Raw genomic sequence first — 13,256 nt, 5'->3', positions numbered from 1 at the left:
CGAGTTTAGACTGTGACGCTCAGTTTGCTGCGTCAGGGGGTTCCATGAGCGGCGATGCGCTGTCGTTTGTCCTGGCTCGACTCCACGAAGCGGTGCGGGCCCAGTCGGCTCAGCCGCTGCACGGCCAGGAACTGGCTTCCTCGGCCGACGCGTTCCTCGCTGCCGATGTGGCGTTCGCCAGTCATGTACTTGGCTGCCTGTTCTGCCTCCGGACCGCGGCTGTATCGAGCGCCGGGGCCACCGCCGAGGATGCGCAGCTCGCGGCGGAGCTGCTTGCCCCGAGCGGCATGCTCACATCGGACATGCTGATCGGTTCCGTGCCTGATCCGGTGACTCCACGGTCCACTCATGAGCTGCTTCCGGAGGTACAACGTGTACTGACCGAGGTGATGCCGGGGCACGAGCCTCTGGACCCTGTGGTGACCTGTGCGGTGCTGAGGGCCCTGCACCGCGGCACGGCCGACTATTCCTGGTTGGAGGAGGTCGTCGAGGTTCTCAACAGGGCGGCAGGCTCAGCTCAGCGAGGCTCGGTCGAGGCGGCTGCCTGGGAGTCCGACCGGGGTATCGCCCTGTGGGAACTCTCCCGCTACAACGACAACGTCCACACGTTGCGCGAGGCCGCCGACGTGTGCCGCCAAGCGACGACCGCCGTTCCCGAAAACCACAGGCTACGCGGTCCGGCGCTGTCCAACCTGTGCATGACGCTGCGCGAGCTCTATGAACGCACCAGCGACAGAGACGCCTTGCTCGAAGCGGTGGATGCAGGGAGGAAGGCCCGGGACGTCACGGCCGACCCCAACACACTCTCGAACCTTGGCATCACACTGCGCGCGATGTACCAGGCAGACGGTGACGTCGAGGTGCTGCGGGAAGCCGTCGACGTCGGACGCGAGGCCGTCGCGGCACTGACCGACGACAGCCCGGGCAGAGGCCGACTGCTCTCCAACCTTGAGCTGGCCCTGCTGCAACTGGGCACCGTCACCGCCTCGATCGAATTGATCGTGGAGGCAGCGCGGGCGGGCGGGGATGCTGTCCGACTCACCGAGCATACGCACCCGGAGTACCCGGGATATGTGTCGAACTACAGTCTCGCCCTCCGGACCCTCTACCTCGCCTCGCAGGACGGCGAGGTACTGGCCGAAGCGGTCCGGGCCGCGCGGGCAGCAGTCCGCTCGGCGGACGAGCAGGATCCGAACCGACCTCGGTTCTGCGTGATCCTCAGCGAGCTTCTGCAGCTGTCGTACCAGCGCAGCGGAGATCCGTCCGAGGCAGCCGAGGCGGTCCAGGCAGCCCGGGCCGCCGTCGCCGGCACCCCGCCAGGACACAGCGAGCACGCAAGCCGCACCAAGGTGCTGCTGGCCGCGGAAAAGCTGCGGACCGAAGCGGACAGGTCCCCTGGACCTCCGGACGGCTCAGCGGAACAGCACTCAGCCCGAGTGGCCGAACTCATCCGCCTGCACGACATCACTGGGGACCGCCGCTACCTGACCGAAGCCGTGCACACGGCGCAGGCAGCCGTCAGGGCGGCAGGCGCAGAGTCCCCCGACCTGTCGACACACCTGGCCAACCTCGCAGAGACAACCAGCCTGGCAGGCGAAACCGACGCAGATGTCGCGCTGCACGGCGAGGCGGTCGCCTGGGCTCAACGCGCTGTCGCGGTAGCCGGGGGAACGGCCGAGGCTGCCACCCACGCCCAACTGACCTTGGCGCGCGCCCTGCTGCGCCAATACACCCGCACGAACGACACGGGCAGCCTCGACGGCGCAATAGCAGCCGCCCGCGAGGCGACCGGCCACGCTCCACAACTGTCCAAGGCCTGGTCCCTGCTGACCGTCATGCTGCTGCGCACGTACGAACGAGACGCCGACCTCACTGTTCTGGCCGAGGCCGTGGAGGCCGGCCGGAAGGCCGCGTTCCAGCGCGGTACCGAAGAGCACACCGCGCACGAGACGAACCTGACCATCGGCCTACGCATGCTGGGCGCGGCCACACACGACGCGGACCTGCTGATCGAGTCCGTTGATCGCACTCGGCAGCTGCTGGAGACGGTCCCGGCCGACGACCCGATGTATCCCAATCTGGTCAGCGCCTACACCAACAATCTGTTCGAACTGGCCACGCTCACGGGCGACCACGCACAGCGGATGGCGGCCCTCGACCGGCTCCGCGCCTTGCTGGCAACCCTCCCAGTGAACCATCCTGATTATGCCCTGCATGCCTTCAACCTGGCCGAAGAGCTGCGAGTTGCCTTCGAGGAGACCAACGACGTACGCCTGATCGAGGAGGCGATCACCCTCGTTCGCACGATCGCAACCGTGCTTCCGTCAGGACATTACGGGCGAGCGCGAGCCCTGGCAGCGGCCGGTGTCCTGCGTCGCATGGAGTACGAGCGCACCGGCGACCTGCGTCGGCTCGCCGAAGGGGTCGAGCTGGGCCGGGAAGCGCTGGCCGCCTGTACGGAGAACGACCGCCGACGCGGCAGGATCGCCGCCGACCTGGCGAACGGCTTGCGTTTGCTGGGCGAGCGGACCCAGGACGCAGCACTGCTGGTTGAGGCGGTGGAGAACGGCAGACTCGCCGTCTCCGAGGGCGACGCCCGGAGCCTGCGGCTGGCCAACCTCTCCGGGATGCTGATGAGCCTCTTCGAGGTCACGCGCGACCTGGCGCGCCTCCAAGAGGCTGTGGAGGTGGGCAGGGAAGCGGCGTCAGAGTCGGCAGGCGCCATCGACCGGGCGCGGGCGCTGTCCAATCTCTCCGGTGCTCTGCAGCTGCTGAGTGAACAGACCGAAGACAATGTGAGCCTGCTCGAGGAGGCCCTCGAGGCCAATCGCACCGCGATGGCGTCCGTCCCAGCAAGCTTCTACGAGGCGCCGATGTACCGCTCCAACCTGGGCCGGATTCTCACCAAGATCGGCCGGCGTACCGGCGACACCGCCATCCTCGCTGAGGCAGCCACCCTGTTCGAAGAATCCGCCCGCGACGCGGCTGTGCCCGTGCACTGGCGGATCGAGGTTCCCGGCTGCACCTGGCCGATGCGGAGCTGGCGTTCCTGTCGGCATGCAGCACGATGGAGTCCGGAATGCCGCTGCTGGACGAGTCCCTGCACATCACGTCGGCATTCGTGTTGGCCGGCTACCGCCAAGTCATCGGTACGTTGTGGCCGATCATCGACTTCGGTGCGGCGCAGCTCACCGCGGCCTTCTATTCGGCCCTGCCGCAGGATCTACGGCGAGCTCCGTATGCGTTGCACGATGCCGTGTGTCACATGCGGGCCACGTTTCCCGACCAACCACGCTTGTGGGCTGCGCACATCCACGTCGGCCGGTAGGGCGCGGCTCCGAGCCGCACCATCAGGTAGCGGTCGGAGGGACGGTGCCTGACGGTGCGGTTGGTCCGGTCGGCCGAGACGCGACGACTGCCGACGAGGGTGTCACCGTCACTTCTGACCCCGGTTCGTCCGGGTCAGCCGACGTCGTTCACCTTGGCCGGTTCGGCGTCGCTTTCCGCGGCACGGTCAGTGACGCGTGGATGCTTCGAGCGCCTGGAGAATCTGCCGCACCTCCTGGCGCCATTGGTCGGCGTCGGCACTGTGCACCCAGCCGGTCGCGAATTCTGATCCCTCCTCAAGCACTCGGATCAGTGCGAGCCTGGCCGACGTGCGCAGCGATGTCGGGAAGCTCGGGCAGCGACTGCCTCTTGATATCACTGTCTCCGACGCGGGCAGCATCCCGGGCGCAACTGACGTTCTTGGGGCGTGGAGGTGTCGCGTGCCGAGTCACGTGAAGCCAGCACGTGTGAACATCTGACTCTTGAGCACCTTGAACGAGGGAGTGAGCGGGCCGGCGTCGGCCAGGTGCCGCACCCGAACGCGGGCCGCCACGCCGCGGCGGCGTCGGCCGGTCATCCGCGGTCAGTCAACAGACACGCTGACCGCCCCGGGCGGCGAGTGATTTCTTCGCACGTTGTTGACCACCGGCCAGGTGCGACGCGGGCGGCCGATGGACGGATGGCTGAGTCGTTCGAAGGGCTGCCCGGCAACGCGTCAGGATCGTGCGTCATGATCCGGTGGTGTTCATAACAGTCGGAGGCGACCCGGGAAACCATTGATTGATTACCTGTGAATCCAGGGCGGCGGAATTACATGAGTCCGGGGGCGGGGGACTGCACAACTGGCCATTGGCGGAGTCCACCTGTACGGTCGCTTCCGTCGCCCCAGCACGTCCGGATCCTCCTGGTGACGACGGGAGGGTGAGCAGCCTTCGTGCCGGTGAGTGAGAGCCCAGCGAGGACACCGAGTTGGCCGTGCCGAGCCGGTCGTCCGGCCGCTACGGCCGTTTTGGGGGCCTTGGGGCCTTGGGCAGAGTCTCCCCTGAGGATGCCTACCCGAACGCTTGGGGTGAGAATGCTGGTTCGCGGTCACAACTGAGAAGAGCGATGGTGGAAAAGTCGGTCGGCGGGGCGCGCGCTTCCCAATGGTTCCGTTCGATACGCGGTAGCCGAAACCCGCGGCTACGTCTCGTCTGCTTCCCGCATGCCGGGGGTGCGGCCAGTTCCTTCCGTTCCTGGGCTCATCTTGTGCCTGATGACGTGGAACTTCTGGCAGTGCGGTATCCGGGGCGGGAAGACCGACTCTTCGAACCGCCCGCTGAACGTATGGAGGAGTTGGCGGAGCCGCTTGCGGATGCCTGCGCGACCCTGACCGGCAGCCCACTGGCGCTGTTCGGTCACAGCATGGGCGCCTCAGTGGCGTTCGAGGTCACCGTTCGCCTGGCGAGGACGCCCGGTGCCGCCGGGGCCGAGGCGCTGTTCGTCTCCGGCCGGGCAGGGCCGGGCAGGAACCGTCACCGGGATCTCGCCGATGCGACAGACGAGAAGCTGGTCGAGGATCTGATCGCAATGAGCGGCGCGACCGCGGAGGCCCTCGCCAATGAGGAGCTCCGGGAACTGTTCCTTCCGGCGGTGAGAGCCGACTACCGCCTGATCGAGCGGTATGCGGCGTCCGTCCCGACGCCCACTCTGGACCTACCCGTCTATGCCTACTACGGGGACCAGGACGACGAGATCGATGAGGACTCGGTGAACGCCTGGTCCGCGGTGACCCGGTCGACCTTCGTCGCACGCTCCTTTCCCGGTGGGCACTTCTATCTGGACGACCGAACGGCGCCTCTGGTCGCGGACGTGCTCGCCCGCCTCGGGGTGAAGGCAGCCACTCCGGCAACGGCCTGACGCTGCCGCGCCGCCCTCCCTGGAATGCGATCGCGGTTCGGTTCATCTGGACCGCGGCCAGTCGCACTACGGCCACCGCTATGTGCGGCGGTGGCCGTACGGCGATCTGGGCGTAGGTGTGTCAGCGCGCAAGCCGTGAAGCAAAGCGACGGGGATTTCCTGCTGCTCAGAGGGTCGGCGCCCAGTTGATGCGCAGTCACAGTAGAAGATCACCAGTTCGGAACTTATGTTCGGATATCACTCGAACAGCCGCGTGAACGGGGACGCGTCCGCGGATGGGCGATGTGGCGATGTCGGCCCTCGGCTGCTCAACCGGATCGGAAATGCCTCAATAGCTAAATGGCTGCCGCATGGAAACATATGTTGGCCCATTGGGGTGGTTCGGCCGGATATATCGGCGGTGAAGTTGCAGGAATTGACGGGTTGCGGCAGGAGGGTCGGGCAATTGTGCGCGACCCGTGGTGCGCATCTGCATGGCGATCTGTTCGACATGCGGCTCACTCGCGGCCGCCGTAATGTGAATCCGGCGCTGCGAAGGAGAATTCCGACTAAACGAAGAAACTGCAGCGTATGACAGGTCTACCCGCGCCCGTACCCAGGAAATTGACGTCGGATTGATGGATCCCGCTTGTGGTTGTTGCACGCGGGACGACGTGTTGTGGCGGTGTGCGGTTGCCATTTGGCAGAGGTCTGTCCCTCGGCTCCGGCCAGGCCCGCATGGTGTGACCGTTCTCCGCTAGGAGGAAGTCAATGGCGGTTTTGTGCAAACCAGCGATCGCGGTCCCCGAGTACGTCATCACCAATGAGGAAACCCTCGAGTTGGCGCGGAGGTTGCACGGCGACCATCCGCAGATCAACCTGGCGCTCCGCCTGATCGAGAACACAGGGGTGCAGAAACGACATCTGATACAGCCGATCGAACAAGTGCTGCGACATCCGGGGTTCGATGCCCGCAGCGCCGTCTACGACGCGCAGTCCAAGGAGCGCGTACCCGCGGTGGTACGCCAGGCGCTCGAGCAGGCCGAACTGGAAGCCGAGCAGATCGACTTGATCGTCTATGTCTCCTGCACCGGCTTCATGATGCCGCCGATGACGTCGTGGCTCATCAACAAGATGGGTTTCCGTCAGGAGACGCGGCAGCTGCCGATCGCCCAGCTCGGGTGTGCCGCGGGAGGCGCCGCCGTCAACCGCGCCCACGACTTCTGCCAGGCCTACCCCGAGGCCAACGTCCTCATCATCGCCTGCGAGTTCTGCTCGCTGTGCTACCAGCCCACCGACCTGGACGTGGGATCGCTGCTGTCCAACGGCCTCTTCGGTGACGGCATCGCCGCCGTCGTGGTCCGGGGGAGCGGCGGTACCGGGGTGCGACTGGAACGCAACGGCTCGTACCTCATCCCGAACACGGAGGACTGGATCTCCTACGCGGTGCGTTCCACGGGGTTCCACTTCCAGCTCGACAAGCGCGTGCCCGGGACCATGGAGCCACTGGCTCCGGTGCTGTGTGCTCTCGCGGACGAGCACGACTGGAACGCGAGCAAGATGGACTTCTACGTCATCCACGCCGGAGGTCCGCGCATCCTGGATGACCTGAGTCACTTCCTCGACGTGCCGGCCGAGGCTTTTCGCTTCAGCCGGGCCACGCTCACGGAGTACGGCAACATCGCGAGCGCGGTGGTCCTCGACGCCCTGTCGCGCATGTTCGACGAGGGATCGGCTCTCGACGGACACCGAGGTCTGATGGCCGGTTTTGGTCCGGGCATCACCGCAGAGATGTCGCTGGGAACCTGGGTTTCGGAATCCGAATCCGAGGGCTGAAGTCCTTCCCTAGCGGAGGGCTGAAGTCCTTCCCTCGCCGCGGCTCGACCTGCCGCCCCGTTGCGACCTCGTCCGGGGCAGGCGACCGCAACGGCTCCTGCCAGGCATCGACTGGCAGGAGCCGTCGGCCCCGGCACGAGTTGTCGTCACCAGGCGACGGGCAGTGCCAGCGGATACCGCCAGATCGAAGTCGTGTTCCAGCGCACCTCGTCGGCGGGCTTGGCCAGCTTCAGGTCCGGAAAGCGCTCCAGAAGCGACCCGACGGCCATCCGGATCTCAGCGGAGGCGAGAGGGGCACCGAGACAGTGGTGCCCACCCCAGCCGAACGTCATGTGCGGGGTGGTGGCGCGTTCCAGATCCAGCTCATCGGGCCGGTCGAACTTCCGGTCGTCCCGGTTGGCCGTCAGGTAGGAGACGTGGACGATGTCTCCTCGCCTGATCGTCACGCCGCCCAGTTCCACGTCCTCGAGGGCCACCCGGGGAATGCCCACCCCCTTCCGGAAGGGGATGAACCGCAGCATCTCCTCGATGGCCTGCGGAAACAGTTCAGGGCGGGAGCGCAGTTTGGCGAGTTCTTCTGGCCGGGAGAGCAGCGTGTAGACGATGTTCCCGATCTCGTAGGTGGTGGTGTCCTGCCCGGTGATGAGCAGGACCATGGCCATGACGGTCAGTTCCTGGTCGTTGAGGATCTCGTCCCCGTCACGGGCGGTGGCCAGCGTGCTGATCAGGTCGTCGCCGGGGTTCTTTCGTCGCTGGGCCGTCAGCGTGGCGAAGTAGGAGCGGAGTTCCGCCTTCGCCTTCACCGCGTTGTCCTTGTTGTCGAGGCCCACATCCATCATGGTCCGCGCATGAGCGCGCAGTTGTGACTGATCGGCTTCGGGGATGTCGAGGACTTCGCAGATGGTGGTCAGCGGCAGTGGCCCCGCCAGGTGCTCCATCAGGTCGGCCGGTGAACCGTGTTCCGCCATCCGGTCCAGCAAATCGTCCACGACATGCTGGACCCGCCTCTCCATGCTCTCCATGTGGCGGGGAGCGAAGCCCTTGGAGACCAGACTGCGAAGTCGGCTGCTGCCGGGCGGGTCCATGACATTGATCGCCTCGTCCTGGACGATCGGCTCAGGAGTCATGCGCGGGAAGTTGTGGCCGATGATGGCCTTACGGCTGAAACGACGGTCCGTCGTCACCGTGCGTACGTCCTCGAAGCGGGTGACGAGCCAGGCCTCACCCTCTCCGTAGGGCAGCCGGATACGGCTGATGGTCTCCGCGTCCAGGAGTTGCTTGAGCGTCGGATCGAATTCAAGGGCTTCGGCAAAGTCGAATGCGCAGTACCGTGCGGTGGACTCTGGTTCCATGCAAAACTCCAGGTAGTGAGTCTGACCTGTGGATCAGGTACCTGTTCGGCTGGACGGGCCATGGATGCCCTGTCCGTCGGAGTCGCACGCGCGAAGTACGCTCGATTAGCCCATATGACGGTTAATCGAAGCATTTGCCATGCTTGGTCCGGCGTTGAGCCGGGCCAAGGCGTTGTCGGCCCGGCATCCCCCTGTCCGTGGCGAGGCCATTCGGTTCGTTCCGGTGGCGCCCGGTGCACGACGTGCCCGCAAGGCGGGGCCGCCTGCCTCGGTGACTTCACGGACGGGTCGCGCGTTCCAGCTCGATCAGGGCCGAGTAGTACGTGCGGCCCGTGGCCCGGTCCATGCCGATCTCACACATGCGGTTGGCAGACAGGTGGACGTCGTACTCACGGGAGGTGACCTCCGCGGCTTCTTTCTCCGTCGCCGACGCCGTCAGCTCCTTGTGCAGCATCCCGCGGTCGCCGGCGAAGGCGCAGCACCCGGTGTCGTCGGGGATCACGACCTCCTCCGCCACGGCCTCGGCGACGGCGCGCAGCTGCTCGACGTCGCCCAGGTGCTGCATCGAACAGGTCGGGTGCAGGACCGCAGAGCCGGTCCTGTGCCGGATGGTCAGGTGCGGCAGGAGTTGTTCGGCGGCCCAGACGACGGAGTCGACGACCGTGAGCCGGCCGTGCCGTTCCCGGTTGGCGTCGGTGAGATACGGGACGACCTCGTGCTCGATGCCGAGCGTGCAGGACGAGGCGTCGACGACCAGCGGCAGGCGCCCGCCGTCGGTCCAGCGCCAGGCGGCCTCGACGATGCGGTTGGCCATCACCGTGTTGCCGTCGTCGTATCCCTTGGTGTGCCAGATCGTGGAGCAGCAGGTTCCGTTCACGTCGTTCGGGATCCATACCGGTTTCCCGGCCCGGGCCGACACGTCGACCACGGCCTCCGGCAGAGAGCGGGTTCCGTCGCCTCCTGAACCGCCGAAGATCCGGTTGACGCAGGCGGGGTAGTAGACGGCGCTCGCACCGTCACGGGTGGTGAGGGGCATGGTGCGGGCCGCCGCGCCGGGAATCTCGGGAAGCCACTCGGGCACCAGGTCGGGCCGTACGGCCCTGCGGGCGAGGCCGGTGGCGGACTTCAGCAGCCGGTTGCCCACCTTGTCGGCCGCGGCGACCGCCAGGCGGGCCGAGGACTCCACGGTCTTGAACCGGTTCGCCGTGGCCGCCGCGATTCGCTCCTCACGTTCGGAGTGCCGCTGGTGCCGGAAGTCCTTCATCATGGTGCCGGTGTCGATGCCCACCGGGCAGGCGATCTTGCAGGTGGAGTCGCCGGCGCAGGTGTCGACGGCGTCGTAGCCGTAGGAGTTCAGCAGTTCGTCCTCGACCGGCGAGCCGCCGGGCTGGCGCAGCATTTCCCGGCGCAGCACGATGCGCTGGCGTGGGGTGGTGGTCAGGTCCTGGCTGGGGCAGGTGGGCTCGCAGAAGCCGCACTCGATGCAGGGGTCGGCGATCCGCTCGATCTGCGGGATGGTCTTGAGTCCCCGCAGATGGGCCCGTGGATCGCGGTCGAGGACGATGCGCGGTGCCAGCACGCCGTCGGGATCGATGATCTGTTTGGTCCGCCACATCAGTTCGGTGGCCTTGGGTCCCCACTCCATCTCCAGGAACGGGGCGATGTTGCGCCCCGTGGCGTGCTCGGCCTTGAGTGAGCCGTCGAAGCGTTCGACGGTCATCCGGCAGAAGTCGTCCATGAACGCGGCGTACCGGTCGACGTCGGAGGCCTTCGACGCGTCGAAGGCCAGCAGGAAATGCAGGTTGCCGTGGGCCGCGTGCCCCGCGACGGCCGCGTCGAACCCATGCTCGGCCTGGAGCCGCAGCAGGTCCGCGCAGGCGTCGGCCAGCCGGGACGGGGGAACCGCGAAGTCCTCCGTGATCAGTGTCGTGCCCGCCGGACGTGAGCCGCCGACGGCGGCGACAAAGGCTTTACGGGCCTTCCAGTAGCCGGAGATGGTCCGGGCGTCACGGGTGAACTCGTTCGTCACGGAGGCGACCGGCGCGACGAGGTCCAGTCCCGTGACGACCTCGGCCGCGGCCCGCTCGTACGCCTGCCGCCCCGCGTCGTCCGGAGCACGGAACTCCACGAGCAGTGCCGCGGTCTCCTGAGGCAGGTCGGCCCAGTCCGCGGGCACTCCCTTGACGCTCACCGAGGCCCGCAGCGTGTTGCCGTCCATCAGCTCCACGGCGAGCGCTCCCGCCGTGTTGAAGTGGGGCACGGCGGCCGCGGCCGCGGTGAGTGTGGGGAAGAACAGCAGACCCGTGGAGACCTTGCGGTCCAGCGGCAGCGTGTCGAAGACGACGTCGGCGATGAAACCGAAGGTGCCCTCGGAGCCGACCATCAGCCCGCGCAGGATCTGCACCGGCGTGGCACCGTCCAGGAAGGCGTCGAGCCGGTACCCGTTGGTGTTTTTGATCTCGTACTTGGCGCGGATACGGGCGGTGAGTTCGGTGTCCGCCTCGATCTCGGCCTTAAGTGCCATGAGCCCGGCGGACAGGTCCGGCTCGGCGCGTGCGAGCATCTCGTCCGCCCCGGGATCCGCGGTGTCGACGATGGTGCCGCTCGGCAGGACGAAGGTCAGCGAGGAGAGAGTGCGATAGGAGTTGCGGGTGATTCCGGCGGTCATGCCGGAGGCGTTGTTGGCGACGACACCGCCGACGGTGCAGGCGATGGCGCTGGCGGGATCCGGACCCAGCAGCCTGCCGTAGCGGGCGAGTGTCGCGTTGGCCCGCATGACGGTGGTGCCCGGGCGGATCCGTGCCCGCGCCCCGTCGTCCAGGACCGTGATGCCGGTGAAGTGGCGGCGGACGTCGACGAGGATGTCCTCGCCCTGCGCCTGGCCGTTCAGGCTGGTGCCGGCGGCCCGGAAGACGACCTGGCGGCCGTTGGCACGCGCGTACGCCATGATCGCCGCGATGTCGTCGACGTTCTCGGGGAGCAAGACGACCTGGGGGAGGAACCGGTATGGGCTGGCGTCGGAGGCGTACTTGACGAGGTCGGACACCTTCCATCGGACTTTTTCCGCTCCCAGCAGGTCGGTCAGTTCCGCGCGGAGTTGTCGGGGCGTGCCTCCGGCCTGGGCGTCGGGGACGCGGTCGTGGGCTGCGGAGCGGACCGCCTCGGGTCGCAGGCTTGCCGGCTCGGGCTCCAGTAGCGGCATGGTGTTCGGTCTCCTCGGTGGACCGGTGGGGCACTGCCACCCGGTGACAGTGCCGCCACACGGTCTCGATCATTGCTCAGCGTACGACGCGCACACGGGTTGTGTCGGGCGCATCGTCAGCGACCGGGCAGGACGGCCACCACGTCGATTTCGACGAGGATGTTCATCAGGTCCGAGCCGACGGTGGTGCGGACCGGGTACGGCTCCGCGAAGAAGGCGCGGTAGGCGGCGTCGTACTCGGGGAAGTCCCGCTGCAGGTGCTGGAGGTGCGCGGTGACCTTGACGACGTCCCGCATCGTCAGTCCGTGTTCGGCGAGCACCGCGCCGATGTTGCGCAGTACCTGGGCGGTCTGCGCGGCGACACCGTTCGGTGTCTCGCCCGTGGCCGGGTCCTGGGGGCCGAAGCCCGCCGTGTAGAGGAATCCGCCCGCCACCACACCTTGGGAGTAGGCCCCCGCGGGACGCGGTGCGGTGGGTGTGTGAACTGCCTGCTTGACCGTCGGCTCGCTCATCCGGTCAGGTCGCCTTCCCGCTCGTTGACCGCGGCGTAGTGCCGCAGCTTGTCCTCGTCCACGGTCACTCCGAGACCGGGGCCGGCGGGTACGCGCAGTCTGCCGTTGTCCAGGTGCAGCGGCTCGATGATGTCGTCGGCGTGCAGGTAGTACATGCTGTCGATCGCCCTGGAGAGCACCGGGGTGCTCGAGACGACGGCGAGGTGTGCGGCCGTGGCGATGCCGAGTTCGCCGCCGCTGTGCAGGTTCATGCCCAGCCCGAAGGTCTCGCAGTGTGCTGCGAGGGCCTTTGTCGCGGCAATGCCGCCCCACTTGTAGATGTCGCCGTGGATGACGTCCACGGCATTCAGCCGCATGGCGGGCGCGAAGTCCTCGAAGCGGACGACACACATGTTGGTGCACAGCGGGATCCGCACCTTGGCCTTCACCTGGCTCATACCCTCGATGCCGACGCAGGGGTCCTCCAGATACTCCAGGTCGAGCTCCTCCAGCGCGATCCCGGCGCGTACCGAGTCCGGCACGGACCAGGCGGCGTTGGGGTCGACGCGCAGGTTCACCTCGGGCAGTGCCTCGCGTACCGCGCGCAGGATGGCGACGTCGCCCTCGGCGTCCCGGGTTCCCTTGAGCTTGACGGCCTGGAAGCCGCCCTCGCCCACCACGCGCACGGCGTGCTCCGCCATGGCGTCCGGCAGGTCCGCCCGCTCGGCGCCGGACGCGTCGGCCCGTGTGATCAGGGCGGTGATCGGCACCTCGTCGCGGACGGGCCCGCCCAGCAGGTCGGTGACGGACTGCGCGGTGGCCTTGCCCATGGCGTCCCAGCACGCGACGTCGAGGGCCGCGATGGCGGCGTAGCCGAGATAGCCGTAGAAGAACGGCACCATGTGCTGCTTGCGGTGGAAGCTCTCCAGCGCGAACGGGCTCGATCCGATCAGGTCCGAGGCCATCGTCCGCACGATCGCGGCCACCGGCCTGCCCCACATCGTCTCGCCCCAGCCCTCGACGCCCTCGTCGGTGCGGATGCGTACCACGGTGCGGGTCTCACCCGTCTTGGTCTCGAAGGAACTCGTGAAGGGATTGACCAGTGGGAGGTTGACCACCCACACGTCGACATCGGTGATCTTCATCTTCTCTCCTTGCAAGGTGCGGGGT

7 protein-coding genes are annotated in these 13,256 nt (G+C 67.3%); 3 read left to right on the top strand and 4 right to left on the bottom strand.

Annotated features, from left to right (window positions below; translation table 11 throughout):
- The first annotated feature begins 44 nt into the window (after positions 1–44).
- The 3 genes from DN051_RS46320 (at position 45) to DN051_RS02190 (ending at position 7,041) form a co-directional block, all read left to right on the top strand.
- Positions 45–3,380, top strand: a complete 3,336-nt coding sequence (locus tag DN051_RS46320; protein WP_246040860.1) for a hypothetical protein — start codon at positions 45–47, stop codon at positions 3,378–3,380.
- 1,054 nt (positions 3,381–4,434) lie between these two features.
- Positions 4,435–5,226 (top strand): thioesterase II family protein, encoded by a 792-nt coding sequence (locus DN051_RS02195; protein ID WP_112437783.1) that lies wholly within the window; start codon positions 4,435–4,437, stop codon positions 5,224–5,226.
- A gap of 750 nt (positions 5,227–5,976) precedes the next feature.
- On the top strand, positions 5,977–7,041 hold the full coding sequence (locus tag DN051_RS02190; RefSeq protein ID WP_053762625.1) for a type III polyketide synthase: 1,065 nt from the start codon (positions 5,977–5,979) through the stop codon (positions 7,039–7,041).
- A 146-nt stretch (positions 7,042–7,187) separates the two neighbouring features.
- On the opposite strand, the gene DN051_RS02185 is transcribed toward DN051_RS02190, so the two are convergent.
- The 4 genes from DN051_RS02185 to DN051_RS02170 form a co-directional block, all read right to left on the bottom strand.
- Positions 7,188–8,393: a cytochrome P450 gene (locus DN051_RS02185; RefSeq protein ID WP_112437782.1), complete on the bottom strand. Its 1,206-nt coding sequence runs from the start codon at positions 8,391–8,393 to the stop codon at positions 7,188–7,190.
- A gap of 277 nt (positions 8,394–8,670) precedes the next feature.
- Entirely contained in the window at positions 8,671–11,595 is a 2,925-nt protein-coding gene (locus DN051_RS02180) for an FAD-binding and (Fe-S)-binding domain-containing protein (RefSeq protein ID WP_112437781.1), read from the bottom strand.
- 116 nt (positions 11,596–11,711) lie between these two features.
- Positions 11,712–12,107, bottom strand: coding sequence for a RidA family protein (locus tag DN051_RS02175; protein ID WP_112437780.1), 396 nt, complete (start codon positions 12,105–12,107; stop codon positions 11,712–11,714).
- The gene (locus tag DN051_RS02170) at positions 12,104–13,231 is read right to left on the bottom strand and encodes a mandelate racemase/muconate lactonizing enzyme family protein (RefSeq protein WP_112437779.1); all 1,128 of its coding nucleotides are present in this window, start codon (positions 13,229–13,231) and stop codon (positions 12,104–12,106) included. Before DN051_RS02170 ends, DN051_RS02175 begins: the two co-directional genes overlap by 4 nt.
- Between the last annotated feature and the right edge of the window lie 25 nt (positions 13,232–13,256).

The organism is Streptomyces cadmiisoli (genome assembly GCF_003261055.1).
Taxonomy (GTDB): Bacteria; Actinomycetota; Actinomycetes; order Streptomycetales; family Streptomycetaceae; genus Streptomyces; species Streptomyces cadmiisoli.
Note: the sequence above shows the minus strand (reverse complement) of the source record. Positions and strands in the feature narration are given on the sequence as shown.